Raw genomic sequence first — 26399 nt, forward strand, 5'->3', positions numbered from 1 at the left:
ACATGTGGTGCGCGATACTGGGATTGAACCAGTGACCTCTTCCGTGTCAGGGAAGCGCTCTCCCGCTGAGCTAATCGCGCGAGGTGGAGACGGGATTCGAACCCGTGTACACGGCTTTGCAGGCCGTTGCCTCGCCTCTCGGCCACTCCACCGTGACAGGCTCGAGAGCCTACCGAGCGGATGACGGGATTCGAACCCGCGACCCTCACCTTGGCAAGGTGATGCGCTACCAGCTGCGCTACATCCGCATTCCGCAGCTCCGGGAGGTTGTTCCCCCGTCGCCGTGGTGTGGGAAAACCATATCGGACCCCGGAAGCGGGTTCGACACCGGGGTGTCACTCCGCCGTTGCGGGGCCGTCATCAGGCCAGATCGTGCGGGATGAGGTGGGTGAGCGCGTCGTCGACGTCGACCCAGAGGTGCTCGTTGCCCGGCAGCACCACGTCGTACGTCCGGTCGAGGAAGTCGGCCAGCTCCTGGGCGGACGCCTCGAACATGGCGTGCCCGGACGGCGAGTTCAGCTCGATCAGGACGGCTTCGGGGTCCTCGACGGAGGGGCGGATGCGGACGTCGCCGTCACCCGCGTCGGCCAGGAGGCCGTCCGCGAGGAGGTCGCGGGCGTAGACCCACTCGACCCAGCCGGCGCGGCCGGTGCGGAAGGCGGCTACCACCGCGTACGGGTCGCGTGTGTCGTAGCGCAGCTCCACCTTCACCGGAACCGCGGGAGTCCGCGGCGCCAGCAGGTCGAAGACCGCCGTCGAGCGGAGCGTCACGTGATCGTTGCGCATCGTCCTACCCTTCGTCTCCCTTCCCGGCCCGGCCCGGCCGAGGGCGTCACCACTTGGACGCATGAGGAGGCCGATTCCGTCGCGGGTGCGCCGCAGATCACCCGTCCGGGCGCTTCGGCTCCCGTCCTCACCCGTGACCACCCGCGGCGCGCAACTGACCGGCGCGCCCCGCGGAGCCCACGCCTCCATACTGCGCGGTTTAGTCGCCGGGCGATAGCACCGTCGCACGGATGTCGAACGTGGCGTCAGGCGGCCCCCCGGCCGGACAACCCTGGCTAGCTCGGGGTTGTGCGTTCCGTACTCACCGGTAAGCGGAGTGTGGTCGCCGAGGACCACCCGTTTGCAGGCGCCTGAAAGTCGTACGCTAAAGTCGACGGCAACACCGCGAGCGGGCGATTAGCTCAGCGGGAGAGCGCTTCGTTCACACCGAAGAGGTCACTGGTTCGATCCCAGTATCGCCCACGCGAGAGTCGAGAGAGCCCTGTTCGCCGAAGAGGCGGCGGGGCTCTTTTGCTGCCTCCGGCGATCGGGCCCCGAGGTCGGCCCGCATTTCCGCGGCCGAGTCCGTCGTCCGCCGAAGCGGAGTGAACGATCCGTTCGGATCATCCGTATCAGCTCACGAGAGCGGTTCGCGCCCCCGCCGCCGGGGCTCGCCGGAACTGCCTTCGAAGCCTGCCGCCGCGGCGGTTTTTTGTCGAACGCCACCCGTGGGAGGCCGGATGTGATCCTCGGCACGTCGCGCCGTCCTGAGGCCGCGCGAGGACGACGTGTGACAGAACCGGCGCGCGTGACGGCGTGGCGATGAATGTCACCGTCGGTGGCCGCCGGACCCGCGCGCCGGCCACCGCCGATCCCGGCTGGTCCACTGTGGACCACCCGGCGCCCGCAGTGTCCACTGTAGATTCCGAAAACGCCCGCTGGGCCGTTCGGCCCAGCTTGGTCCACCCGGGTGCGGGCATCACCCTGTTCGCTACAGAACGTAGTTTTCAAGGGGATACGCCCTCTCGCGCATCGTCTTCATCTCGTTATCTTCCGGCCATTTTCTGGCGGGGATGTCACGCAGCATGTGGCTGGAAATCCCTTGTAACACTGCCGAGAGAGTCGCCGATAACTTGCCGTGTGAAGCCTCCGCGGGCTCTGCGCGACCACGAATAGGCAGTGACTCTCCGAAGTTATCTCCGGTGACGCTGCGTGCCCGCGGCTCAACTCGATCCAGTTCCCGGGAGGTCAGATGGAAGAGTCGGTGCGGCCTTCGTACACGGTGAGCCAGCCACCGCCGCACATCGACCTCCAGGCCATCCCGCGTCCCGCCAAGCGAGGCGACCACCCCGGCGACAGCGGGGGCCCGTCCGCCAAGGCGTGGCCCGCGGCCTGGGAAGCGCGGTACAGAGCCTGGGTCATCGGCAGCGATGTGTTCATCACGCTGCTGGTGATCGCGATCAGCGCGTTCGTCATCGATCGCGTTGCCCCGCACGACATGCACGCCTTCGGCACCATGCTCGCGGTGTTCGTCTCGCTGCCCGCCAGCCGGGCGTGGAGCCCGCGGGTGCTCGGCGAAGGCGCGGAGGAGTACCGCACGCTCGGCCGCGGCTTCATCACCGCGGCCGTCCTGGTCGCGCTGGGCGGCCTGCTGTTCGGCGCGCTCGAGGTCCAGGTCTGGGTGTTCGTGGTGGTTCCGGCCATCGCCCTGGTCGCCTTCCCGCAGCGCTACCTGCTGCGCCAGGTCCTGCACCGCAAGCGCGCCAAGGGACTCTGCCTGCTGCCCGTGATGGCCGCGGGCAGCCCGGAAACCGTCGCCGACCTGATCGCCCGCACCCGCTCGGAAGTGCACGTCGGCTGGCGCGTCGAGGCCGCCTGCACGTTCAGCGGCCACGGCGAAGACCGCGACAGCGGCGAGATCGACGGCGTCCCGGTGGTCGGGCGGCTGGAAGAGCTGTCCCGGCACGTCCGGCGCGGCGGCTACCGGGTGGTGGCGATCACCGCCGACCAGTACTGGACGCCGAAACGGCTGCAGCGGCTGGCGTGGGACATGGAGGGCACCGGCGCCGAGATGGTCGTGGCGCCCGTGCTGATGGAGGTCGCCGGGCCCCGGCTCAACGTCACCGGCGTGCTCGGCATGCCCCTGTTGCGGGTCACCGCGCCGATGTTCACCGGCGGCCGTCGCGTGGTCAAGGAGATCGTCGACCGCTGCGGCTCGGCCTTCCTGCTCACCCTGCTGTCCCCGCTGCTGCTCGTCATCGCGGTCGCCATCAAGCTGAACGACCGCGGCCCGGTGATCTACCGCCAGCGCCGCGTCGGCCGCGACGGCGCGACGTTCACGATGCTCAAGTTCCGGACGATGGTCACCAACGCCGACGCGATCAAGCAGACCCTTGCGGCGGACAACGAAGGCGCGGGCCCGCTCTTCAAGATGAAGCGCGACCCGCGTATCACCCGCGTGGGTGGTTTCCTGCGGCGGTATTCGCTCGACGAGGTGCCGCAGCTGTTCAACGTCGTGTCCGGGAGGATGTCGCTCGTCGGCCCGCGGCCGCCGCTGCCGGAGGAAACCGAGCAGTACCCGCCGGACGCCCGTCGCCGGCTGCTCGTCAAGCCGGGCCTCACCGGCCTCTGGCAGGTCAGCGGGCGCAGCGACCTCACGTGGGCCGAGAGCATCCGGCTGGACCTGCGCTACGTCGAGGACTGGTCGCTCGCCCTGGACCTGGTGATCCTCTGGAAGACCTTCCGCGCGGTGATGGGCGGCCAGGGCGCCTACTGACCCGTCCGCACACCGCGCGCCGCGCACCACGGCCGCCGGCTCCCACCGCGGGGAGCCGGCGGCCGTGTCCGTTTCCGGGACTTCCCGGAGACGCGCACCCCCTGGAGCCGCCGGTTCGGCTGCACCGCGCTACCGGCCGAAGACGTCGATCCGCACGAGCCGGGCCGTCAGGCCACCCCGGTGCGCTGTTCGCCGCGCCGGCGCGCTCCGGCCGGGCCACTCCGGCTGCCGCCGTCCGCCCGGGTTACCGGCACCCGAGGAGACGTCCGTAACCCGGTCGGGTGACCTCTTCTCGCGCCCGGTGATCCCGCGTCGCTTGTGGTCCAGCTCACCGCCGCGAAATAGTTGAGCCTGAAATAGTTCAACGCTCAACATGGTTGCACGGGGTACCGACCCAACGGAAGGAAGCACAGCCCCATGACCACCTTTGCCGAGCAGACCGAGGCCCTCCAGCTCCCCGCGGACGTGCAGAACCTGCTGTTCCGCGAGGCCCGCACGGCCAACAGTTTCAGCTCCGAGCCGGTGACCGAGGAGCAGGTCCGCGCGATCTACGACCTCGTCAAGTGGGCCCCGACGTCGATGAACACCCAGCCGCTGCGCGCGCTGGTGCTCCGGACGGCCGAGGCGAAGGCCCGCCTGCTCCCGCACATGGCCCCGGGCAACCGGGACAAGACCGAAGCCGCGCCGCTGACCGTCGTGCTCGCCGCGGACGTCGACTTCCACGAAAACATCCCGCAGGTGTTCCCGCACGCCCCGCAGGTGAAGGACAACTTCGCCGACGAGCAGGGCCGCGTCGAGTTCTCGAAGCTGAACTCGCTGCTGCAGGTCGGCTACTTCATCATCGGCGTCCGCGCCGCCGGGCTGGCCGCCGGCCCGATGACCGGCTTCGACGCCCAGGGCGTCGACGACGAGTTCTTCGCGGACAAGAAGTGGCGCTCGCTGGTCGTCGTCAACGTCGGCAAGCCGGGTGAAAACCCGTGGTTCGACCGCCTGCCGCGGCTGGACTTCGACCAGGTCGTCGAGACCCTCTGAGCACCACCGGACCGGCCGCTTCCGCAGGGGGAGGCGGCCGGTCCGGCGTTCGCGCCACGCGCGTGAGGCGCGCGAGCGCAGCCGACTAGCATCGACGGCGTCATCTCTGTCACTCCAGCTCGAGGAGCCGATCGTGTCCCAGTCGCCCCCCGTTTCCCCCGTGGCCGCCTCCCGTGTGGTGGTACCGGCGGGCACTACGGCGGGCGCGGCGGTCCGCGAAGCCGGTCTGCCGACCAAGGGCGAGGGCACGATCGTCGTGGTCCGCGACGCCGACGGCAAGCTGCGCGACCTCGCTTGGGCGCCCGAAGCCGACGCCGAGGTCGAGCCGGTCGCCGCGAACACCGAGGACGGCCGCAGCGTCATCCGCCACTCGGCGGCACACGTGCTCGCCCAAGCCGTGCAGCAGCAGTTCCCGGACGCCAAGCTGGGCATCGGCCCGCCGGTCAAGGACGGTTTCTACTACGACTTCGCGGTCGACAAGCCGTTCACCCCCGAGGACCTGCAGGCGCTCGAAAAGCGCATGAAGCAGATCGTGAAGGGCGCCCAGCAGTTCTCGCGGCGCGTTTTCGACTCCGTCGACGAGGCTAAAAAAGAACTCGCGGACGAGCCGTTCAAGCTCGAGCTCGTCGACCTCAAGTCCGAAGTGGACACCTCCGAGGTGATGGAGGTCGGCGAGGGCGAACTCACCATCTACGACAATCTCGACCCGCGCACCAAGGAACGTGTCTGGAGTGACCTCTGCCGCGGCCCGCACGTGCCGACCACGAAGTTCATCCCGGCGTTCAAGCTCACCCGCGTCGCCGCCGCGTACTGGCGCGGTAGCGAAAAGAACCCGCAGCTGCAGCGGATCTACGGCACGGCGTGGGAGTCGGCGGAGGCGCAGGACGCCTACCTCGAGCGCATCGCCGAGGCCGAGCGCCGCGACCACCGCAAGCTCGGCGCCGAGCTGGACCTGTTCTCCTTCCCCGAGGAGATCGGTTCCGGCCTGCCGGTGTTCCACCCCAAGGGCGGCATCATCCGCCGTGAGCTGGAGAACTACTCGCGCCGCCGCCACGAGGAGGCCGGCTACGAGTTCGTGAACACCCCGCACATCAGCAAGGGCGAGCTGTTCCACACCTCCGGCCACCTGCCCTACTACGCGGACACGATGTTCCCGCCGGTGCAGTTCGACGAGGAGAACTACTACCTCAAGGCCATGAACTGCCCGATGCACAACCTGATCTTCCGCTCGCGCGGGCGGTCCTACCGCGAGCTGCCGCTGCGGCTGTTCGAATTCGGCACGGTCTACCGCTACGAGAAGTCCGGCGTGGTGCACGGCCTCACCCGCGTGCGCGGGCTGACGATGGACGACTCGCACATCTACTGCACCAAGGAGCAGATGCCGGGCGAGCTGCGGTCGCTGCTCAAGTTCGTCCTCGACCTGCTGGCCGACTACGGCCTCTCCGACTTCTACCTCGAGCTGTCCACCCGCGGGGACTCCGACAAGTTCATCGGCGAGGACTGGGAGTGGGAGGAGGCCACCGAGACGCTGCGGCAGGCCGCCGTCGACTCCGGCCTCGAGCTGGTCCCGGACCCGGGCGGCGCGGCCTTCTACGGCCCGAAGATCTCGGTGCAGGCCAAGGACGCCATCGGCCGCACCTGGCAGATGTCGACCATCCAGCTGGACTTCAACCAGAACAAGCGGTTCGAGCTCGAGTACACCGCCTCCGACGGCTCGCGCCAGCGCCCGGTGATGATCCACCGCGCGCTGTTCGGCTCGATCGAGCGCTTCTTCGGCGTGCTCACCGAGCACTACGCGGGTGCCTTCCCGGCGTGGCTGTCGCCGGTGCAGGTGGTCGGCATCCCGATCACCGCCGACCAGGTCGGGTACCTGCAGGACGTCGAGAAGGCGTTGCGCGCCAAGGGGATCCGCGCCGAGGTCGACGCGAGCGACGACCGGATGCAGAAGAAGATCCGCACGCACACCACGCAGAAGGTGCCGTTCATGCTGCTGGCCGGCGCCAAGGACGCCGAGGCGGGCGCGGTGTCGTTCCGCTTCCGCGACGGCGGCCAGATCAACGGCGTGCCGGTGGCGAAGGCGGTCGAGGCGATCGCGGAGTGGGTCGAGCGCCGCGAGAACGCGTCGCCGTCGGCCGAGGCGCTGGAGACGATCGTTCGGTGAGCGAGGGTCCCGAGTTCGTCGAGCAGCAGGGCATCGGGGTCCAGGACGCCTTCCAGCGCCTCTGGACCCCGCACCGGATGGCCTACATCAAGGGCCAGGACAAGCCGGACGGCGACGAGGACACCGGCTGCCCGTTCTGCCGGATCCCTTCGCTGGACGACAAAACCGGCCTGATCGTCGCCCGCGGCGACCTAGTGTTCGCGGTGCTGAACCTGTACCCGTACAACCCGGGGCACCTGATGGTGGTGCCGTACCGGCACGTCGCGGACTACACCGACCTCACCGTCGAGGAGACGCGCGAGGTCGCGGAGTTCACGCAGCACGCGATGAAGGTGATCCGCGCGGCCTCCGGTGCGCACGGCTTCAACATCGGCCTGAACCAGGGCGTCATCGCGGGGGCGGGCATCGCCGCGCACCTGCACCAGCACCTGGTGCCGCGGTGGGGCGGGGACGCCAACTTCATGCCGATCATCGGCCAGACGAAGGTGCTCCCGCAGCTGCTGGGGGAGACGAGGGACCTGCTCGCCGACGCTTGGTGACACCCGGCCCGCACTCGTCCGGACCATCGTGGCTCCGACCGGCGAAAACTCCTGATTGAGTGTTCAACCGAGAGTATGATGGGGTTATGTCCGGAACCCGATGGCTCAGCGACGACGAACAGCGCGTCTGGCGTGAGTTCAACGCGGCCACCCGCATGCTCAGCGCGCACCTCGAGGCTCAGCTGCAGCACGACTCGGGCATGCCGCACACCTATTACGAAGTCCTCGTCGCCCTCTCCGAAGCGCCCGGCCGCCGGCTGCGGATGAGCGAGCTCGCCGACGCCCGGCAAGCGTCCCGCAGCCGCCTTTCGCACGCTGTCGCGCGGCTGGAGGCGACCGGGTGGGTCCGGCGCGAGGCCTGCCCGACCGACAAGCGCGGGGCCTGGGCGGTGCTGACCGACGACGGTTTCGCAGCGCTCGAAGCGGCCGCGCCCGGGCACGTCGAAGCCGTCCGGGAGAGCCTGTTCGACCCGCTGACGACGGAGCAGGTCACGGCGCTCGGCGAGATCAGCGCGGCCATCCGGCGTCAGCTGTCGCCGAAGTGCGCCGCGGCGGCGGCCGCCGAAGAGGCGCGGGAGCACGAGGGCGAGCTCACGAAATCGGGCTGACCCGGGGCGGCGCGTCAGGACGGCCGAGGTGGGTGGATAGGCTGCATTCGCCCACCCGACCCTCGTAGCCAGGTGCCTCGACGAACCGATGCTCAATATCTTCGCGCGTGCCTCCGTCTCCCGCGTCACCGATCCGATCGGCCAGGCGCTGGTCCGCGCCGGGCTGACCCCGAACGCCATGACCGTGTTCGGCACCGCCGGCGCGGTGGTCTGCGCGCTGGTCTTCTTCCCGAACGACCACCTCTTGTGGGGCACCTTCACGGTGTGGGGCTTCGCGATGCTCGACATCCTCGACGGCGCCATGGCTCGCGCCCGGGGCTACGGCACCCCGTTCGGCGCGGTGCTCGACGCGACCTGCGACAGGCTGGTGGACGGCGCGCTGTTCGCCGCCATCGCCTGGTGGTGCTTCGTCGTCGACGACAACCACCCGGCCGCCGCCGCGGCGCTGCTGTGCCTGGTCCTCGCCCAGGTCATCTCCTACGTCAAGGCCCGGGCCGACGCCTCCGGCCTGCCGGTCGACGGCGGGCTCGTCGAGCGCGCCGAGCGGCTGATCATCGCGCTGGTCGGCACCGGCCTGCACGGCTTCGGCATCCCGTACACCGTGGACGTGACGCTCTGGCTGCTCGCCGCCGGATCGGTCGTCACGCTGCTGCAGCGCTTCGCGGCCGTGGCGAAGGCGGCCCGCGAGGCCGCCGCCGGGGAGCCACGGGCATGAGCGGCGTGACCGAGCGGCTGAGCGTGTTCGGCTACGCGGCGGGCTGGCGGCTGGCCGGCTGGCTGCCCCCCGGGTTCGGCGGCACGGTCTTCTCGCTCGGCGCCGACCTGGCCGTCCGCCGGGACGGCGGGGGCGTGCGGCAGCTGCGCGCGAACCTCGCCCGGGTGGTGCCCCAGGCCGATCCGGCCGAGCTCGACGAGCTGACGCGGCGCGCGATGCGCTCGTACGCGCGGTACTGGCACGAGACGTTCCGGCTGCCGTCGATGGACCACAAGGAGGTCAGCGCCAAGGTCGCGGCCTCGATCACCGGCGTGGAGAACCTCGACGCGGCGCTGGCCGAGGGCAACGGCGCGGTGATGGCCCTGCCGCATAGCGGCAACTGGGACGTCGCCGGCGTGTGGCTGGCCGACTACCTCGGTGGCTTCACGACCGTCGCCGAACGCCTCAAGCCCGAGTCGCTCTACCGCCGGTTCGTCGAGTACCGGGAGTCGCTCGGCTTCGAGATCGTGCCGCTCACCGGCGACAGCTCGGCGATGCGCGTGCTGCTGAAACGCCTGCGCGAGAACAAGGCCGTCTGCCTGGTCGGCGACCGCGACCTCACCACCAGCGGCATCCCGGTGAAGTTCTTCGGCGAGCCCGCCCGGCTGCCCGGCGGCCCGGCCCGGCTGGCCGCGACGACCGGCGCGGCGCTGATCCCGGCCGGCTGCTGGTTCACCGAGGACGGCTGGCAGATCCGGCTGCACCCGCGCATCCGCGTCACCGCGCGGGCCGAGGTGCCGGCGGCCACCCAGGCACTGGCCGACATCTTCGCCGGCGACATCGCCGCGCACCCGGCCGACTGGCACATGGTGCAGAAGTTCTGGCCCGCCGACCTCGAGGCCGCCGAGCGGGTCAGCCTCGAAGAAGCGAGCTGAGCGGTGGCCACGCGGCCGATGCGGGTCGGGATCGTGTGCCCCTACTCGTTCGACGTGCCCGGCGGGGTCCAGGGGCACGTGATCGACCTGACGAAGGCACTGCTCGCCCGCGGGCACCAGGTCTCGGTGCTGGCACCGGCCGACGAAGACGCCGAACTCCCGGAGTTCGTGCACCCGGCGGGCAAGGCGCTGGGCATCCGGTACAACGGCTCGGTCGCGCGGCTGCAGTTCGGCCCGGTGTCCTACGCGCGGGTCCGGCGCTGGATCCGTGACGGCGACTTCGACGTCCTGCACCTGCACGAGCCCGCCGCGCCGAGTCTGTCCCTGCTGGCGTTGCTCATCGCGGACGGGCCGATCGTGGCGACGTTCCACACCGCGACGACCCGCTCGCGCACGTTGTCGGCGTTCCAGCCCGTGCTGCGGCCGCTGCTGGAGAAGATCACCGCCCGGATCGCGGTGTCCGCGCTGGCCCGCCGGGTCCAGGTCGAGCACGCTGGCGGTGACGCCGTGGAGATCCCCAACGGCGTCGACGTCGAGTTCTTCTCCTCGGCGCTGCCGCTGCCGGGCTACCCGCGGGCCGGCGGCACGGTCGGGTTCGTCGGCCGGTTCGGCGAGCCGCGCAAGGGCATGGGCGTGCTGCTGGAGGCGCTGCGGCGGCTCCTTCCGGAGTTCGAGGACCTGCGGCTGGTCGTGGTCGGCCGCGGCGACGAAGACCAGCTGCGCCGCGACGCCGGGCCGGAGCTGGCCCCGCACCTGGAGCTGCTGGGCCAGGCCGACGACCACGTGAAGGCCCAGGCGCTGCGCAGCGTCGACGTCTACTGCGCGCCCAACACCGGCGGCGAGAGCTTCGGGATGATCCTCACCGAGGCGATGGCGGCCGGGACCCCGGTGCTGGCCAGCGGGCTCGACTCGTTCCGGCGGGTGCTCGACGACGGCCGCGCCGGCCAACTCGTCGAGACCGGTGACCCGGCCGCGCTCGCGGACGGGCTGCGCGAGCTGCTCGGCGACCCGGCGCGCCGGGCGTCGCTGGCCGCGGCGGCGGGGGAGCGCGTCACGATGTACGACTGGTCGGTGGTGGCCACGCAGGTGCTGCGGGTCTACGAGACGGCCGTCGCCGCCGACCCCCGGCGGGTCGCGGCGCCGGAGCGGGAGCTCGCCCGGTGAGCGTGCTCGGCTGGCTGCTCCCGGTGCTGGCGGCGATCGTCGTGCTCGGTGGGCTCTTCCTGGTGGCGACGGCGAACCGGCTCGACCGCCTGCACGTCCGCACGGACGCCGGCTGGGCCGCGCTGGACTCGGCGCTGGCGCGCCGGGCGGTGGTGGCGCGGGCGGTCGCTCTGGTGCTGGGCGACACGGGCCTGCGGACGTCGGCCGAACGCGCCGAAGCCGCGCCCCGGCCCGAGCGCGAAGCCGCGGAGAACGAGCTGACGCTGCAGCTGGGCCGCGTCGACCGGACGGGCCTGCCGGCCGAGCTGGCCGAGGAACTCACCGACGCCGAGCACCGGGTGGTGATCGCCCGCCGCGTCCACAACGACGCCGTCCGCGACACGCTGCGCCTGCGGCGGCGGCGGAAGGTGCGGTATTTCCGCCTCGCCGGGACCGCGCCGCTGCCGGAGTACTTCGAATTCGCGGAGCCGGAGGTCTGAGATGTGGTGGGTGGTCGTCGAGGAGCAGCGCGGCGGCGGTGACGCGCGTGCTTGGAACGTCACGAAGACGAAGCCGGCGGGTGCGGACCGCGAGCACGCCGACGCGGTGGCGCGGCGGCTCGCGTTCGAGCACCAGCCCGTGCACCCGTCGTCGGTGAAGGAACGGAAGGTGCTGCGCGTCGGCGACGGCTACCTGGTGATCGCGACCGGCCGCACGGCGACGTTCCACTTCCGCGTGACGCTCGGCGAGACCGTGGCGGAGCCGGCATGAGCTGGTGGGTGGTCGTCGAGGAGCAGCGCGGCATGGGCGAGAACCGGAACTGGTCGCTGTCGGAGACGTTCCCGCACCCCGACCAGCAGACCGCCGAGGCCGAGGCGCTGCGGCTCGCGCGGGAGTACCAGCCCGCCTACCCGTGGTCACCGAAGTCGCGGAAGGTGCTGCGCGGGCCGGGCGGGTACCTGGTGATCGTCGACGGCCGGACGTCGACGTTCCACTTCCGGCTGAGCGTGCTCGAAGAGCTCTGAAACCACGGCGGCCCCCGGCGCGTCGGACCGGCATGGGTTCCACGTGGTGGGTGGTCATCGAAGAGCAGGGCGGCGCGGGCGACGGCCGGGGCTGGGGTGTCGCGGAGGCGACGCCGTACCCCGACCGCGAAAGCGCCGAGGGCGACGCCGCCCTGCTCGCCAAGCAGCACCGGCCGCCGCGGCCGTCGTCGCCGCAGAACCGGCTGGTGCTGCGCGTGAGCGACGGGTACCTGGTGCTCGTGAAGGGCAAGACCGACCTGTGGCAGTTCCGCGTGACGGTGGGCGAGCAGGCCGGCGGCTGACACACTGGGCGGCATGAGCGAGACCTGCGACGTCGCCCACGGCACGGCTCCGGCCGATCCGGGTTTGCGGACCCTGGTGGCGGTGTTCGCGTCGCCGGTGTCCCGGTACCTGCTGAAGTTCGCGAAGGACCTCGGGTACCGCGTGGCGCTGTTCGAGCCCGACGCCGCGCGCGGCACGGACGTGCCCGAGGGGTTCGAGGCGGAGACGACCCTGCCGCCGCTCGACGCGTCCGCGGACGTGGTCGTCACCGACCACCACCGGCCCGAGCTGGGGGCGGTGCTGAAGGCGGCGCTCGCCGGGGAGCCGCGGTGGGTGGGCGTGCTCGGCAACCCGCGTCACCCGGGCCCGCACGTGGCCGCCTTGCAGGGGCTGGGCGTCGCCGAAGCGGACATCGCCCGGGTACACCGCCCGGTCGGGCTGAACATCGGCTCCCGCACCCCGCCGGAAATCGCGCTGGCCACGCTGGCCGGCCTCCTGGCCGACCGCAACAACCGCCCCGGCGGCTTCGACTTCACCTCGTAGCCGTACCCGGACGGTCGGTTCGCGTACCCGGACGGTCGGTTTGCGTACTCGGACGGTCGGTTCGCCAACCGACCCTCCAGGTACGCGGGCCGACCCTCCAGGTACGCGAACCGGCTCTCCGGGTACGCGGACCGACCCTTCCGGGACGGGTCAGTGGACCGCCATTCCCTCCGGCATGGGCTCGAACCTGGCGTGGCGGCGGGTGAACGTCGCCGTGCCCGAGGTCATCGAGCGCAGGTCGATCAGGTAGCGGAGGAGTTCCGTCGCCGGGACCTCCGCGCGGATCACCGTCCGGCCGCCTTCACCCGCTTCGGTGCCGAGCACCCGGCCACGCCGGGACGACAGGTCGCCGAGCACCGTGCCGAGGTGCTCGTCCGGCAGCCGGATCGCCACCTCCTCCAGGGGCTCGAGCATCGTGATGTGCCCGTTCGCCGCGGCCTCGCGCAGGGCCAGCGCGCCCGCCGTCTGGAACGCCGCGTCCGAGGAATCCACGCTGTGCGCCTTGCCGTCGACCAGGGTGACCTTGACGTCGACCACCGGGTGGCCGTCCGCCAGCCCGCGCTGCAGCTGGGCGCGCACGCCCTTCTCCACGCTCGGGATGAACTGGTGCGGCACCGAGCCGCCGACGACCTTGTCCACGAACTGGAAGCCGCCGCCGCGCGGCAGCGGCTCGACCTCGATGTCGCAGACGGCGAACTGGCCGTGCCCGCCGGACTGCTTCACGTGCCGCCCGTGGCCCTTGGCCGGCTTGGCGAACGTCGAACGCAGGCTGATCTTCACCGGCTCGGTGTCGACGTCCGCGCCGCCCGCGCGCAGCCGCGAGAGCACGACGTCGGCGTGGGCCTCGCCCATGCACCACAGCACCAGCTGGGCGGTCTCGGCGTTGCGGTCCAGCCGCAGCGTCGGGTCGCCGGCGACGAGCCGGGAAAGGTTGCGGGCCAGGGTGTCCTCGTCGCTGCGGGTCTTCGCGACGACCGCCACCGGCAGCAGCGGTTCCGGCATCGCCCACGGCTCCATCAGCAGCGGGTCTTCGGGGGAGGAGACGGTGTCACCGGTCTCGGCCGAGCCGACCTTCGTCAGCGCGCAGAGGTCGCCCGCGACGCAGTAGGGCACTTCCCGCAGGGAAGAGCCGAGCGGCGAATACAGGTGGGCGACGCGCTCGTCCGCGTCGTGGTCTTCGTGGCCGCGTTCGGCGAGGCCGTGCCCGGACACGTGCACCGGGCGTTCGGGGCGGAGCGTCCCGGAAAACACCCGGACGAGGGAAACCCGGCCGACGTAGGAGTCCACGGCCGTCCGGACGACCTCCGCGGCGAGGGGGCCCGCGGGGTCGGCGGTGATCGCGGCGTGCTCGCCGCCGTCCGGCGTGGTGACGTCGGGGGGCCGGTGCTCCAGCGGGGAGGGGAACGCGCGGACGATGCCGTCGAGCACCTCGGCCAGGCCGACGCCGCTGGTCGCGCACACCGGGATGACGGGGTGGAAGGACCCGCGGGCGACCGCGGTCTCCAGGTCGGCGATGAGGATGGCCTCCGCGATCTCCTCGCCGGCGAGGTAGCGGTCCATGAGGGACTCGTCCTCGCTCTCGGCGATGATCCCTTCGATCAGTTCGTTGCGGGCCTCGGCCAGCTCCTCCAGGTCGGCCGCGGCGGGCTCGCCGACCGTCGGCGGGTACCCGCCGGAGTAGTCGAAGTACCGCTGGGTGATCAGCCCGACCAGGCCGTCGCCCGCGGGGAGGTACAGCGGCAGCACGCCGGCGCCGAACGCGGCCCGGCAGGCGGCGATCTCGGCCGTCGCGTCGGCCCGGTGGTGGTCGAGCCGGGAGACGACGACCGCGCGCGGCATCCCGACCGCGGCGCACTCCTCCCACACCGCGACCGTCGCCGCGTCCACGCCTTCGGCGGCGGAGACGACGAACAGCGCCGCGTCGGCCGCCCGCAACCCGGCCCGCAGCTCCCCGACGAAGTCCGCGTACCCGGGCGTGTCGATCAGGTTGATCTTGTGGCCCTGGTGCAGCACCGGCGCGACCGAGAGGCCGACCGAGCGCTGCTGGCGGACCGCCGCCGGGTCGTGGTCGCACACCGTCGTGCCGTCGACCACCGAGCCCGCCCGCGGCACCGTGCCGGAGGCGGCGAGCAGGGCTTCGGCGAGGGTGGTCTTCCCGGAACCGGCCGGGCCGACGAGCACGACGTTGCGGACCTTGGCGGGGTCGTTTACAGCGACGGCGGCCCCGGTGTCGGCGTTCTTGGCTTGTTTGTCGGCCATGACGACTCCTCGGCGAACGGCTGGTGGACGAGATGTGTCCTCGATCACACACCCGCTACCCTGGTCACGGCAAGGCAAGGCCCCCGGGACCAGCCGAATGCCCCCGGGGGAGGCGCGGCGCGGGGGAGTGGTGGCGTGGACAGGCGGGCGTTCTTGCGGATTTCCGGGGCGGTGCCGGTGGCGGGCCTGGCGGGGTGGCCCCCGCCGGACGACTGGGAGCGGCTCCGCGCCCGGCTCGCGGGGCCCCTGTTCCGGCCCGGTGACCCGGCCTACCCCGAAGCGAAGCAGGGCTTCTTCACGATGTACGACGACCGGATGCCGGCCGCGGTCGTCGGCGCGGCGCGCGTCGAGGACGTCCAGGCCGCGGTCGGGTTCGCCGCCCGGCACCGGCTGCCGGTCGCCGCGCGCAGCGGCGGGCACAGCTATCCCGGGTATTCCACTGTGGACGGCGGCATCGTGGTGGACCTGAGCCGGTTTTCGGGCATCGACGTGCGTCCGGACGGCCGCGCGACGATCGGCGCCGGCGCCCGGCTGGGACCGATCGCGGCCACGCTGGCCGCCCACGGCCGGGTCCTGCCGGCCGGCTCGTGCGAAACCGTCGGCATCGCCGGGCTCACCCTCGGCGGCGGCGTCGGCCTGGTCGACCGGAAGCACGGACTGACGTGCGATCACCTGGAGGCGGCGCGGATCGTCACCGCCGGCGGCCGGGTGCGCACGGTGTCGCGGGCGGCGGAGCCGGACCTGTTCTGGGCGCTGCGCGGCGGGGGTGGCGGCAACTTCGGGATCGTCACCGGCTTCACCTTCCGGACCGTGCCCATCGCGGACGTCGGCACCTTCAAGCTCACCTTCCCGCCGGGCACGCAGGCCGCGCTGCTGGCCGCCTGGCAGGAGTGGCTGCCGGGAATGCCGGACGAACTGTGGTCGGGGGTGAACATCGACGCGGCGACCGCCGTCACCAGCGGGACGTTCCTGGGCCCCGAAGCGCGGCTGAAGGTGCTGCTCGACGACCTCGTCCGCCGCGTGGGCACGCCACCGGCCGAACGGGAGGCGCGGGTCACCGGTCACCTCGCCGCGATGCGCTCGTTCGACGACCACGAGGCCCGGCCCGGCGCGGTCGCGGCGCGCGCGGCCTACGTCGGGACTTCGCGCATGCTGCTGCGGCCCGTCACCGACCCGGCCGCGGTTGTCGAGGTGCTGACCCGGGCGCCGCGCGTCGGCACGCTCATCGACTCCGCCGGCGGCGCGATCGCCCGCGTCGGCGCTCGCGAGACCGCCTTCCCCCACCGGTCCGCCCTGGCGAGCTTCCAGTTCCTGCACGGCGCCACGCCCGAGGACGGCGGCGAAGCCGAAGCCCGGCGCGCGCTGGCCGCGGTGCGCGACGGGCTGGGGCCCGAGTTCGGCACCACCGGGTACGTCAACTACCTCGACCCGGAGATGCCGGACTGGGCCCGGGCGTACTACGGGGTGAACCTGGCGCGGTTGCGCGCCGTCGCCCGGAAGTATGATCCGCACGGGCTTTTCGCCTTCCCGCAAGGGCTTTCCGAGCCCCGGCCGATCGTCCACAAGGGAGGGTCTTAGACTGCGCCGGATCCCGCCGGCAGGAGGCAGCAGTGCTCGACCTGGCATTCTCCACAGAGGACCTGGCGCACACCCGGTTCGCGTTCTCCCCGGCCTGGGAGATCGTGGCGAGCGTCCGCGTCCTGAACTCCCCGGGGCAGCACGCCCTGCACCTGCCGTGGATCAAGCGCGCCACCGCGGCGCTGGCCGGAGCCGGCCTCGACATCGGGTTCCTGCGCAACCTCGTCCCGCTGCGGCACCTGCCCGGGTTCCTGGCCGGGACGCCGTCGACGCCGTTGCCCGAACTGGCCGACGAGCTCGCCGACCTGCGGGACGTGCCCGCCCGCCTGGTCCGGCGCGAGCTCGACGCGATGGCCGGGCCGCGCTCGCCCGCGCTGAACCGTCTCCACCGCGAGCCGGAGGCGGGCCTGGAGCGGCTCGCGACGCTGATGGAGCGGTACTGGCACCTCGTGCTGGCCCCCGACTGGCCGCGGATCCGCGCGCTGCTCGAAGCCGACGTGCTGTACCGGTCCCGGCTGCTGGCCCAGGGCGGGGCCGCCGAGCTGTTCAACGACCTCACCCCGCTGGTCCGCTGGCAGGGCGGCACGCTCACGGTCGCGCACCGGCACCTGCACGCCGCCGTCCCGCTCGACGGGCGCGGCCTCGTGCTGGTGCCCTCCGCGTTCGTCTGGCCGCGGGTGTTCTCCAAGACCGACGCGCGCTGGCAGCCGGTGCTGCGCTACCCGCCGCGCGGGATCGCCACGCTGTGGGAGACCGGCACCGCCACCGCGCCCGGCGCGCTGGCCGCCGTGGTGGGCCGCGGCCGCGCGCTGCTGCTGGCCGAACTGGCCGCGCCGGCGTCCACCGCGGAACTGGCCCGCCGGACCGGGCTGAGCGCCGGGGCGGTGTCGCAGCACCTCGGCGTGCTCAAGGCCGCGGCCCTGGTCAACCGGCATCGTGCTGGACGTCACGTGCTCTACGTGCGCACTTCGCTCGCGGAATCCCTGGTCGCGGGCGCCGGCGAAGTGGACTGCTGAGATACCCGCGTACTGGCCTGCTTCAAGGGTCCACCGCCGACCTACGCTCGGATTCGTCCACCTCTGAACCGTGTCGAAAGGCGTCGTCGTGTCCGAGCAGCAGCCCACCCTCTCCAGCGGCACCGTCCAGTCCGTCACCGGCACCGCCAAGGTGAAGCGCGGGATGGCCGAAATGCTCAAGGGCGGCGTGATCATGGACGTGGTCACCGCCGAGCAGGCGAAGATCGCCGAAGACGCCGGCGCGGTCGCGGTGATGGCCCTCGAGCGCGTCCCCGCCGACATCCGCGCCCAGGGCGGTGTCGCCCGGATGAGCGACCCCGACCTGATCGACGGCATCATCGAGGCCGTCTCGATCCCGGTGATGGCGAAGGCCCGCATCGGCCACTTCGTCGAGGCGCAGGTCCTGCAGTCCCTCGGCGTGGACTACGTCGACGAGTCCGAGGTCCTCACCCCGGCCGACTACGCCAACCACATCGACAAGTGGGCCTTCACCGTGCCCTTCGTCTGCGGCGCGACCAACCTCGGCGAAGCGCTGCGGCGGATCACCGAGGGCGCGGCGATGATCCGCTCCAAGGGCGAGGCCGGCACCGGCGACGTCTCGAACGCCACCACGCACATGCGTCAGATCCGGCAGGAGATCCGGCGGCTGACGTCGCTGCCGGAGGACGAGCTGTTCGTGGCGGCCAAGGAGCTGCAGGCGCCGTACGAGCTGGTGCGCGAGGTGGCGCAGGCCGGGAAGCTCCCGGTGGTGCTGTTCACCGCGGGCGGCATCGCGACCCCGGCCGACGCGGCGATGATGATGCAGCTCGGCGCCGAGGGCGTGTTCGTCGGCTCCGGCATCTTCAAGTCGGGCAACCCGGCCCAGCGCGCCGCGGCGATCGTCAAGGCGACGACGTTCTACGACGACCCGGACGTCCTCGCCAAGGTCTCGCGCGGCTTGGGCGAGGCGATGGTCGGCATCAACGTCGAGGAGCTGCCGGAGCCGCACCGGCTCGCCGAGCGCGGCTGGTAACGCCACGCCGATCTTCAAAAGGCCCCGTGGCGACATCGCCACGGGGCCTTTTCCTGTCTCGACGGGGATCCCGGCCGCGAGCTGGGGCACCCGCAACGGCCCCTGGGCGGCCCGGCCGGACGCGGCAGAGCACGCCGTTCGAGGACTTCGCACGCTCAGAGGCGCGATCGGCGCCGTTCAGCGCGAGACTCCTGGCTGCGGCAGCCGGCCGTGGAAAGGGGCTCAGCCGATGAAGAACGCCGTAGAGGAGAAGTGGATACGTCGCTTCCGCGACGACGACGGGTGCGAGACGAAACTGGTTTGCTTTCCCCACGCCGGTGCCGTGGCGGGTGCGTACCGCACCTGGCCGGCCGGACTGCCGTCGGACGTCGGCGTCCTGGCCGTCCGGTACCCCGGCCGGGAGGATCGGTTCGACGACCCGTTCCCGCCCGGGCTGGAAGCCCTCGCGGAGGACATCGCCGACGCGCTCGGCGAGCTGGCACGGCAGGAGATCGTGCTGTTCGGCCACTGTTTCGGGGCCACGGTGGCGCACGAGGTGGCGTTGCGCCTGCAGGAGCGGGGGAGTCCGCCGGCCGCCCTGTGCGTGTCCGGGACGCAGCCGCCGCACGCGCTGCCCGGCGGCCCGGTGCCCAGCGCGGACGAGGACATCATCGCGCACGTCGTGGGCCTGGACGCGAGCCGCGCCGAAGCCTTCGAGAACCCGGGCATGCGAGAAGCCGTGCTCCCGGCGGTCCGCGGCGATTACCGTTTGGTGGCCGGCTATTCCGGTGGCTCGCGGCCGCCGCTGGCCTGCCCCGTCTACGCGTACGCCGGCGAGGACGACTCCGAGGTGACCCCGGAGGAGATAGCGCGCTGGGCGGACCTGACGAACGGCGCCTTCCGGCTCCGGGTGCTGCCCGGCGGGCACTTCTACCTCAAACCCCAGGAGGCCGCGCTGCTCGCGGACCTCACCGGCGTACTGGAGACCGTGCGGTCCGGTACGACGACCGCCTGAGCCGGCCGGAGAACCGCACGAAAACCCACCGGAGAGGTGCAATTCATGGCAGACGCGGCAAGTGTTCAGCAGGTTGACGAGCAACCTCGTCTCCTCGGTCTCGTCCGTTCGGCTTGGCGGGACACCCTCGGCTACGACACCCCCGACGACGACACGAGTTTCTTCGACGCGGGCGGCGACTCGTTCGTCCTCATCTCCCTCATCGCGAAGATGGCGAAGAGCTCGGGAATCACGATCACGCCCGTCGACGTCCTCCGTGCTCCCACGATCCGGGCCCAGGCGGCCTTGCTCGACCGGATGCGAGCCGACGGCCGTGGCGAAGCCGAGGTGGGGCGGGCCGATGGAAACCCTTGAGGGCCGGGACGAGCACACGGTCGAACTGTGGGCGCAACGACTGGCGAAGGTGCCGACGGTCCTGGAGGTGCCGTCGGCCAAGCGCCGGCCACCGCACGCGCCCGTACCCGGTCGCCGGCAGCCCATCGAGCTGTCCGCGCGAACCGTGGCGTTGCTCCGCGAGCTCTCGGGCACCGCGAACGTACCGCCGTCGTCCGTTCTCTTCGCCGCGTTCGGTCTCACGCTGGCCAGGCTGACCGGGGTGCGCACCTTGCTGATCGGGGTCGGCGATCCGGCCGACCCGATCCCGGTGCGCGTCGACATCGACGACGACCTGACGCCGGAAGCGTTCACCCACCGGGTGCGCGAATCGCTGGCGTGGAGCCTGGACCGGGACGGCTTTCCCCTCGACGAAGTCGTCACGCGGCTGGGCGTCGAGCGGTCCGGGCGCAGTCACCCGCTGGTCCAGGTTTTCGTGGCCCTGCCCGGCACGCGGGCGCCGGCCGCCGGACCCCGGTTCGACATCGCCGTGCGGCTGGAGGACACCGGCGGGTCGTTCGCCGTCTGCGCGGCGGACCTGTGGGAGGACGACGAGGCGCAGCGGTTCTTCCTGGATTGTTCGGCCGCCGCGGAACAACTCGCCGAGGCACTGGTGGCGCCCGGCACGGGGGTGACGCTGGCGGACATCCGGTGCGTCTCCGCGTGGTCGCGGACGATCCTCGACACCGTCAACGACACCGGTGCCGTCCTCTCGGGCTCGTCGGTGGACCAGCTCTTCCGCGACGTGGCGGACCGGTGGCCGTCCGCGGTGGCCGTGCGCGACGCGGACTCGGCGCTGACGTACGCCGAGCTGGCCGCCGCCGTGGCCGAGCAGGCCCGGCTGCTGCGCGCGGCCGGCGTCGGAGAAGGCGGCACCGTGCTGATCGCGGTTCCGCGGTCGGTCGCGGAGGTGGTGGCCGTGCTGGGCACGCTCTGGGTGGGCGCCGCCTATTTCGGGGCCGACCTGACCCAGCCCGCGTCGCACATCGCGAGGATCTTGGCCAAGGCCCGCCCGGCCGCCGCGATCGCGGACGGCGACGCGGCCGCCCGGCTCGGCGTGCCGCTGGTCGGTTCCTGGCACCGGGGATGCGCGGCCGGTGGCGAGGCGGCACCGCCGGTCCGGCCCGATCCCGACCGGGTGGCGTATGTCGCCTTCACGTCGGGCTCGACCGGGGCGCCGAAGGGCGTTGCGATACCGCACCGCGGCGTGCTCCGGCTGGTCCACGACGGCAAGCACCTGGCGCTGGGCCCCGGCGAGCGCTCCCTTCGCTTGGCGCCCTTGGCCTTCGACGCGTCCACATTGGAAATCTGGGGCACCCTGCTGACGGGGGCGACACTGGAGATCTGCCCACCGGAGGTGCTGCTGCCGAACGAGATAGGCGCTTTCCTCGAGGAGCGCCGGGTCACCGTGGCGTTCCTCACGGCGGGCCTGTTCGGGCTGGTGCACGAATTCGCGAGCCGGTCGTTCGCCGGGTTGCGGCACCTCATGACCGGTGGTGACGTGGTGCCGCACGAGCACGTCAAGCAGGCGCTGGCGGAAAACCCGGGCCTGGTCATCACGAACTGCTACGGTCCCACCGAGAACACGGTCGTCACGACGTCCTGTTCGGTGCGCGAATCCGCGGACGTCGACGGGCCGCTGCCCATCGGTTCGCCGATCCAGGGAACACAGGTGCACGTCCTGGACCACCGCGGAAGACTGCTGATGCCCGGTGCCGTCGGAGAGCTGTACACGGCCGGCGCCGGTCTCGCCGCGGGCTACCTGAACGACCGGGCGGAGACGGATCGGGCCTTCGGGTTCTTCTCCCCGGACGTTCCGGCCCGGCTGTACCGCACCGGTGACCTGGTCCGGCTCGACGGGTCCGGCCGGCTCCACTTCCTGGGCCGGGCGGACGACCAGGTCAAGATCCGCGGCTTCCGCATCGAGCTGTCCGCGATCGGCGAGGTCCTGCGCGCCCAGGACGGCGTCGAGGAGTCGTTCGTGACGGTCACGGAAGGCGACAGCACCGACAAGAGGCTCGTCGCCGCCGTCCGGCTCACGCCGGGAACGGCGGTCACGCCGGTCGGCCTGCGCGACCGCCTGCGGGAGGAACTGCCGTCCTACATGGTTCCCGCCCTCTGGGCGGTCGTGGATCAGCTGCCCATCACGACGACCGGGAAGATCGATCGACGCCGGCTGGTGGCCGCCGCCCGGCCCGTCGGCTGGTTCGCGAAGCAGCGCCCGCGGGCCGCTTGACCGGCTGCCGGCCCGCGCCGCCGAAGCGGTGCGGGCCGGCAGCCGGGCTTCTCAAGCGTGGTAGCCGTCCAGCCGGGACAGGACGTACAGCATGACCTCATCGGCGCCGCCGCCGATCGACCACACGGGACTGTCCCGGAAGTACCGGGCGGTCCACATCTCCTCCATGTACCCGATGGCTCCGTGGAACTGCAGGCACGTCGCGGCGATCTCGCGGGCCAGGCGGCCCGCCTCCAGCTTCCCGACGGTCGCGAACCGGTTCACGTCCTCGCCGCGGACGTAGGCCTCCGCGGCCGCGTAGTTGTAGTGCCGCAGGACGTCCAGCCGCGCACTCAGCTCGGCCAGCGTGAAGGCGAGGTGCTGGTTGCCGATCAACGGCTTGTCGAAGACCTTGCGGGTCTTCAGGTAGTCCGCGGTCCGGGTGAGGGCCGTCTCCATGCCGCCGACCGCCGCGTAGCTCAGGGCGAGGCGCTCGTTCTGGAACTGGCTCATCTGCTGGTAGAAACCGAGATCGATCTCGCCGATCGTGTTGGCGACCGGGACCCGCGCGTCGGTGAACGTCAACTCGGCGGTGTCGGAGGAGCGCATCCCGAGCTTGTCGAGCTTGCGGGAGACCTGAAAGCCCGGGGTGTCCGCCGGGACGATGATCTGCGAGAGGCCGACGCCGCCGCCGGCCCCGCCGGCGGGCTTGTCGGCGGTGCGGGCCAGCAGGCAGATCCAGTCCGCCTGGGTGCCGTTGGTGATGTAGGCCTTCGAGCCGTTGATCACCCAGTCGTCGCCGTCGCGCACCGCCCGGGTCGTCAAGGCGGTCACGTCGGAGCCCGAATCGGGCTCGGTCACCGCGACCGCGCAGACCGCCTCGCCGTTGAGCGCGGGGACCAGGTACCGCTGCTTGAGTTCCTCGCTGCCGTACCGGTGCAGCGACGGGGTCGCCATGTCCGTCTGGATACCGATCCCCAGGGCCACGCCGGCGGGCCCGACGCGGCCGAGCTCCTCGTGCAGGATCACCGTGCAGAGGTGGTCCGCGCCCTGGCCGCCGTACGCCGGGTCGTACTCGAGGCCGAGCAGGCCGAGCTCGGCCAGTTTCGGGAACAGCTCGTGCGCGGGGAAGCTCCCGTTCGCTTCCCATTCGTCGGCGTACGGCCCGATTTCCTTTTCGGAGAACTCGCGGACCAGCTTGCGCAGCGCGACGTGCTCGGCGGTGAAGGTGACCATTTTCGCTCCGGTGGCTTCAGAGGAGGGCGAGCAGCTTCGGCGTGTAGAGGGCGTCCGGGGGCACTATCCCGGCCACCGTGTCGAGGTAGGTCGCGACGAGTTCCGGATCGGACTGCACGGCTCGCAGGAGGGCGAGCCGCTGCTCGTGGGCCGGAGCCAGCCGGGCGACGCCGAGCGTGGCCTGGTAGCCGGGGGTGAGGGTCGCGTCCCGGTCTTCGGCGAACCGGGCCAGGGCGGCGTCGAGCCGTGCGGGATCGCCGCCGAGCGCGCCGCCCACCTCGGTCACCAGGCTTTCCGCCTGCCGGAACGCGTCGCTGATGCCGCGGGCGGTGATGGAGTCCTTGTGGTGCCCGGCGTCGCCGGCGAGGACCCAGCCGGGCCCGGTCGCCTGCCGGAAGAAGTTCTGCTGGTCGCCGCTGCCGTGCAGGCGCTCCGCGGGCTCCCGGCCCCGCAGCCGCTCGTACAGCGCGGGCGCGGTGGCGCGGATCTGCTCCTCGTAGGCCCGGCGCGCGTCGGTGCGGACCTCCGCGAACCGGGACTGCGGGAAGTACGCCTGCACGATGGTCGCGTCGTCGTTGGTGCGCACGGCGGCCACCCAGCCGCCGGGCCGCTCGTACAGCTCCACGCCGTCGGCGGGCACGTCGGGCCAGTACGTGTGGTAGGCGCAGGTCATCAGCGGGTCCCGCACCCGGTACGGCGCTCCCACCAGCCGGGCTACGGTGGAGCGCATGCCGTCCGCACCCACCACCAGGCGCGCGTCTTCGGTGAAGCTCCGGCCCCCGTGGCGGCCTTCGATCCCCACGACCCGGCCCGTCGCGTCCCACCGCAGCCCGGTCACCCGGCAGCGGTCGCGGAACTCGGCCCCGGCCTCGACGGCCGCGTCCACCAGCAACGCGTCCAGGACACGACGCCGCGGGGCGAACTTCGCCCGCTGGCCCGCGACGCCGCCGGCGCGCCCGTCGATGTGGACGTCGGCGATCTCGTAGACGGTTCGTTCCAGCGGCGGGCAGCCCGACGCGCGGACGTGGTCCAGCACTCCCCAGCGGGCGAGGGCCGCGATCCCGGGCTGGTGGACGAGGTGCGTGGAGAGGGTGTCGGAGCCGTACGCCGACTTGTCGAGCAGGAGCACCCGGTGGCCCGCGCGGGCCAGCAACAGGGCGGTGGGCGCACCGGCGCAGCGCGCCCCGACCACGATGACGTCGTACATGCGGCTGCCTCACAACGAACGTCAGCGAGCCGCCGGCTCGCGAGGGACGGGAACGGCGGGCGCGGCGAGGGCGGACGGCTGGTCCGGATCGGCGTCGCGACCGGTGCCAACCTATGGCGGAAAACGTCGGCGGACCCACTTCGACCGTGCTCTTCGGCCGGCGTCCCCGAAACCGGCGACGGGTCAGATGTATTCGGAGATCTCGACGCCGTAGGTCCCCGGCTCGAGGGCTTCGAAGATGTGCGGGACGTCGCCGGGATAGCAGATGTAGTCGCCGGGCAGGAGCTCCTCCGGGTCGTCCATGACGCCGATCCGGGCGCGGCCGGCACACAGCACGATGTGCTCCACCACCCCGGTCATGTGCGGGTCGGAGCGGCGCGGGGTGCCCGGCTCGCCGCGGACGACGTAGATGTCGCGGCGGGCGCCGGAGGGGCAGGCCGACAGGAGCGTGCACGCGTAGTCGGCGTGTTCGGCGAACACCGTCGGCCCCTTGCCCGCGCGCACCACCCGGACCTTCGGCCGATCCGGTTCGACCAGCCGGGAAAAGGGCACGTCGAGAGCGACGCCGAGGGCCCACAACGTCTCGACGCTCGGGTTGCCGGTACCCGACTCGAGCTGCGAGAGCGTCGACTTGGCCAGGCCGGCGCGGCGCGCGACCTCGGTCAGCGACAGTCCCGCGCGCGTCCGTTCGCGGCGCAGCGAGGCCGCGATGATCTCCAGCGGCGCCCCGGTGGCTTCCTGAGACATGCTGTTCGCTCCATCGGTCTTTTCGTTCGTCTTGACGAACACGGGGCCTTGCGTTCACTCTAGAACACATGCGTTCGATATGGCGAACACTCGATCGGGGCCTCGCCCGTGACATCGGCCTGGTCTGTCTCGCCGATTGTCTCGTGGGGGTTTCCTACGGCGCCATCGCGGTGAGCTCCGGCTTCCCCCTGTGGCTGCCGATGCTGATGTCGCTGGTGGTCTTCGCCGGGGCGTCGCAGTTCATGTTCATCGGCATCGTCGCGGCGGGCGGCAACCCGTTCGCCGCGGTGCTCGCCGGGCTGCTGGCCAACGCGCGGCACCTGCCGTTCGGCTTCGCGATCGGCGACGTCCTGGGGAAGCGGTGGGCGGCCCGGCTGGCGGGCAGCCACCTGATGATCGACGAATCGGTCGCGTTCGCGCTGGCCCAGCGCGAGGCGCACCGCCGGCGTGCCGCGTACTGGGCGTGCGGGATCGGCCTGTTCGCCTGCTGGAACATCGGCGTGGTCGGCGGGGCGTACGCCGGCACGGCGATCAGCGACACGGACGCGTTCGGCCTGGACGCGGCGTTCCCGGCGGTGCTGCTGGCGCTCGTGCTGCCCTCGCTGCGCGACAAGGCGACCCGGCTGCCGGTCCTGATCGGGGTGCTGGTCGCCCTGGTGGCGACGCCGTTCCTGCCCGCGGGCCTGCCGGTGCTGCTCGCGCTGGCGGGCGTGCTGGCCGGGGTGGCCGCGAAGGAGCCCGAGCTGGAGGAGGCGCGCTGATGGACGGCATGGAACTGCTGATCGCCACGGGGGTGCTGGCACTCGGGACGTTCGCGTTCCGGTTCGCCGGGCCGGCGCTGCGCAGCCGGGTGAAGCTGACCCCGAAGGCCGAGCGGCTGATGGCACTGGCGGCCGTGGTGCTGCTGGCGGCCCTGGTCGCGGTCAGCGCACTGACCGAGGGACACGGATTCGCCGGAATCGCCCGGCCGGCGGGGGTGCTGGTGGCCGGGGTGCTGGCGTGGCGGAAGGCCCCGTTCGTGCTGGTGGTGGTGGCCGCCGCGGCGACGGCCGCGCTGCTGAGGCTGGCCGGCGTGCCCTGACAGCCCGCGCCGGGCTGGGCCGGCGTGCGGCAAGGGGCATCGGGCGTGATCAGGCGGGCAGCACGCGTGTTCCAGCGGGCATCATGTGGAGTTGCCCCGGTGGGGCGGACACGGGGTTGTTAGGCAGCCGGGGCCTGACGATAGTTGGTTCGGGTTTCGGCTGGGGTGTTCTGGCCGAT

At 72.0% G+C, this 26399-nt stretch carries 26 protein-coding genes and 4 tRNA genes; 22 read left to right on the forward strand and 8 right to left on the reverse strand.

What is annotated here, in order from left to right; genetic code table 11:
* Positions 1 to 5: 5 nt before the first annotated feature.
* The 4 genes from AB0M30_RS41900 to AB0M30_RS41915 form a co-directional block, all read right to left on the reverse strand.
* A tRNA-Val gene (locus AB0M30_RS41900) sits at positions 6 to 80 on the reverse strand.
* A gap of 1 nt (position 81) precedes the next feature.
* Positions 82 to 152: transfer RNA gene (locus AB0M30_RS41905), tRNA-Cys, on the reverse strand.
* A 23-nt stretch (positions 153 to 175) separates the two neighbouring features.
* Positions 176 to 248, reverse strand: a tRNA-Gly gene (locus AB0M30_RS41910).
* Between the two features lie 112 nt (positions 249 to 360).
* Entirely contained in the window at positions 361 to 786 is a 426-nt protein-coding gene (locus AB0M30_RS41915) for an SsgA family sporulation/cell division regulator (RefSeq protein ID WP_013227152.1), read from the reverse strand.
* 390 nt (positions 787 to 1176) lie between these two features.
* Here AB0M30_RS41915 and AB0M30_RS41920 point away from each other — a divergent pair.
* The 14 genes from AB0M30_RS41920 (at position 1177) to AB0M30_RS41985 (ending at position 12503) form a co-directional block, all read left to right on the forward strand.
* Positions 1177 to 1248 (forward strand) — tRNA-Val (locus tag AB0M30_RS41920).
* A 769-nt stretch (positions 1249 to 2017) separates the two neighbouring features.
* A complete protein-coding gene (locus AB0M30_RS41925; RefSeq protein WP_364596487.1) occupies positions 2018 to 3541 on the forward strand; it encodes a sugar transferase in 1524 nt (507 codons plus the stop codon).
* Between the two features lie 417 nt (positions 3542 to 3958).
* The gene (locus tag AB0M30_RS41930; RefSeq protein WP_103341482.1) at positions 3959 to 4573 is read left to right on the forward strand and encodes a malonic semialdehyde reductase; all 615 of its coding nucleotides are present in this window, start codon (positions 3959 to 3961) and stop codon (positions 4571 to 4573) included.
* 133 nt (positions 4574 to 4706) lie between these two features.
* A complete protein-coding gene (thrS, locus tag AB0M30_RS41935; RefSeq protein WP_364596491.1) occupies positions 4707 to 6734 on the forward strand; it encodes a threonine--tRNA ligase in 2028 nt (675 codons plus the stop codon).
* On the forward strand, positions 6731 to 7273 hold the full coding sequence (locus AB0M30_RS41940) for an HIT domain-containing protein (protein ID WP_364596494.1): 543 nt from the start codon (positions 6731 to 6733) through the stop codon (positions 7271 to 7273). The genes thrS and AB0M30_RS41940 overlap by 4 nt, the downstream gene beginning before the upstream one ends.
* A gap of 86 nt (positions 7274 to 7359) precedes the next feature.
* On the forward strand, positions 7360 to 7881 hold the full coding sequence (locus AB0M30_RS41945) for a MarR family transcriptional regulator (RefSeq protein ID WP_364596496.1): 522 nt from the start codon (positions 7360 to 7362) through the stop codon (positions 7879 to 7881).
* A gap of 88 nt (positions 7882 to 7969) precedes the next feature.
* On the forward strand, positions 7970 to 8596 hold the full coding sequence (gene pgsA / locus AB0M30_RS41950) for a phosphatidylinositol phosphate synthase (protein ID WP_364596499.1): 627 nt from the start codon (positions 7970 to 7972) through the stop codon (positions 8594 to 8596).
* Positions 8593 to 9510 carry a phosphatidylinositol mannoside acyltransferase gene (locus AB0M30_RS41955; RefSeq protein ID WP_364596501.1) on the forward strand — a complete coding sequence of 306 codons (918 nt, stop codon included), beginning with the start codon at positions 8593 to 8595 and terminating at the stop codon, positions 9508 to 9510. Before pgsA ends, AB0M30_RS41955 begins: the two co-directional genes overlap by 4 nt.
* Positions 9511 to 9528: 18 nt before the next feature.
* Positions 9529 to 10674, forward strand: a complete 1146-nt coding sequence (locus AB0M30_RS41960) for a glycosyltransferase family 4 protein (RefSeq protein ID WP_364596552.1) — start codon at positions 9529 to 9531, stop codon at positions 10672 to 10674.
* Positions 10671 to 11153, forward strand: coding sequence for an NUDIX hydrolase (locus AB0M30_RS41965; protein WP_364596504.1), 483 nt, complete (start codon positions 10671 to 10673; stop codon positions 11151 to 11153). Before AB0M30_RS41960 ends, AB0M30_RS41965 begins: the two co-directional genes overlap by 4 nt.
* 1 nt (position 11154) lies before the next feature.
* Positions 11155 to 11424, forward strand: a complete 270-nt coding sequence (locus AB0M30_RS41970) for a hypothetical protein (protein ID WP_364596506.1) — start codon at positions 11155 to 11157, stop codon at positions 11422 to 11424.
* A complete protein-coding gene (locus AB0M30_RS41975) occupies positions 11421 to 11678 on the forward strand; it encodes a hypothetical protein (protein WP_364596507.1) in 258 nt (85 codons plus the stop codon). The genes AB0M30_RS41970 and AB0M30_RS41975 overlap by 4 nt, the downstream gene beginning before the upstream one ends.
* Before the next feature lie 32 nt (positions 11679 to 11710).
* Entirely contained in the window at positions 11711 to 11980 is a 270-nt protein-coding gene (locus tag AB0M30_RS41980) for a hypothetical protein (protein ID WP_364596510.1), read from the forward strand.
* A 13-nt stretch (positions 11981 to 11993) separates the two neighbouring features.
* A complete protein-coding gene (locus AB0M30_RS41985) occupies positions 11994 to 12503 on the forward strand; it encodes an XdhC family protein (RefSeq protein ID WP_364596513.1) in 510 nt (169 codons plus the stop codon).
* Between the two features lie 150 nt (positions 12504 to 12653).
* Here AB0M30_RS41985 and AB0M30_RS41990 read toward each other — a convergent pair whose 3' ends face one another.
* The gene (locus AB0M30_RS41990; protein ID WP_364596516.1) at positions 12654 to 14762 is read right to left on the reverse strand and encodes an elongation factor G-like protein EF-G2; all 2109 of its coding nucleotides are present in this window, start codon (positions 14760 to 14762) and stop codon (positions 12654 to 12656) included.
* 135 nt (positions 14763 to 14897) lie between these two features.
* On the opposite strand from AB0M30_RS41990, the gene AB0M30_RS41995 reads away from it, so the two are divergent.
* The 6 genes from AB0M30_RS41995 (at position 14898) to AB0M30_RS42020 (ending at position 21970) form a co-directional block, all read left to right on the forward strand.
* The gene (locus AB0M30_RS41995; RefSeq protein ID WP_364596519.1) at positions 14898 to 16340 is read left to right on the forward strand and encodes an FAD-binding oxidoreductase; all 1443 of its coding nucleotides are present in this window, start codon (positions 14898 to 14900) and stop codon (positions 16338 to 16340) included.
* Between the two features lie 32 nt (positions 16341 to 16372).
* Entirely contained in the window at positions 16373 to 17356 is a 984-nt protein-coding gene (locus AB0M30_RS42000) for a DUF5937 family protein (protein ID WP_364596522.1), read from the forward strand.
* Positions 17357 to 17444: 88 nt separating this feature from the next.
* Positions 17445 to 18368: a pyridoxal 5'-phosphate synthase lyase subunit PdxS gene (gene pdxS / locus AB0M30_RS42005; protein WP_364596525.1), complete on the forward strand. Its 924-nt coding sequence runs from the start codon at positions 17445 to 17447 to the stop codon at positions 18366 to 18368.
* Between the two features lie 229 nt (positions 18369 to 18597).
* Positions 18598 to 19362, forward strand: coding sequence for an alpha/beta fold hydrolase (locus tag AB0M30_RS42010; RefSeq protein ID WP_364596528.1), 765 nt, complete (start codon positions 18598 to 18600; stop codon positions 19360 to 19362).
* Between the two features lie 45 nt (positions 19363 to 19407).
* Positions 19408 to 19716, forward strand: a complete 309-nt coding sequence (locus AB0M30_RS42015; protein WP_364596530.1) for an acyl carrier protein — start codon at positions 19408 to 19410, stop codon at positions 19714 to 19716.
* Positions 19703 to 21970, forward strand: coding sequence for an amino acid adenylation domain-containing protein (locus AB0M30_RS42020; RefSeq protein ID WP_364596533.1), 2268 nt, complete (start codon positions 19703 to 19705; stop codon positions 21968 to 21970). The genes AB0M30_RS42015 and AB0M30_RS42020 overlap by 14 nt, the downstream gene beginning before the upstream one ends.
* Before the next feature lie 51 nt (positions 21971 to 22021).
* Here AB0M30_RS42020 and AB0M30_RS42025 read toward each other — a convergent pair whose 3' ends face one another.
* The 3 genes from AB0M30_RS42025 to AB0M30_RS42035 form a co-directional block, all read right to left on the reverse strand.
* Positions 22022 to 23185, reverse strand: coding sequence for an acyl-CoA dehydrogenase family protein (locus AB0M30_RS42025; RefSeq protein WP_364596536.1), 1164 nt, complete (start codon positions 23183 to 23185; stop codon positions 22022 to 22024).
* Positions 23186 to 23201: 16 nt separating this feature from the next.
* Complete coding sequence (locus AB0M30_RS42030) at positions 23202 to 24392, reverse strand: NAD(P)/FAD-dependent oxidoreductase (RefSeq protein ID WP_364596539.1); 1191 nt, start codon at positions 24390 to 24392, stop codon at positions 23202 to 23204.
* 183 nt (positions 24393 to 24575) lie between these two features.
* Complete coding sequence (locus AB0M30_RS42035) at positions 24576 to 25139, reverse strand: XRE family transcriptional regulator (RefSeq protein ID WP_360180821.1); 564 nt, start codon at positions 25137 to 25139, stop codon at positions 24576 to 24578.
* Between the two features lie 68 nt (positions 25140 to 25207).
* Here AB0M30_RS42035 and AB0M30_RS42040 point away from each other — a divergent pair, with 68 nt between their 5' ends.
* On the forward strand, positions 25208 to 25900 hold the full coding sequence (locus AB0M30_RS42040; RefSeq protein WP_364596542.1) for an AzlC family ABC transporter permease: 693 nt from the start codon (positions 25208 to 25210) through the stop codon (positions 25898 to 25900).
* The gene (locus AB0M30_RS42045) at positions 25900 to 26220 is read left to right on the forward strand and encodes an AzlD domain-containing protein (protein ID WP_364596544.1); all 321 of its coding nucleotides are present in this window, start codon (positions 25900 to 25902) and stop codon (positions 26218 to 26220) included. Before AB0M30_RS42040 ends, AB0M30_RS42045 begins: the two co-directional genes overlap by 1 nt.
* Positions 26221 to 26399 lie beyond the last annotated feature (179 nt).

This window comes from Amycolatopsis sp. NPDC051716, from assembly GCF_040681595.1.
Classification (GTDB): domain Bacteria; phylum Actinomycetota; class Actinomycetes; order Mycobacteriales; family Pseudonocardiaceae; genus Amycolatopsis.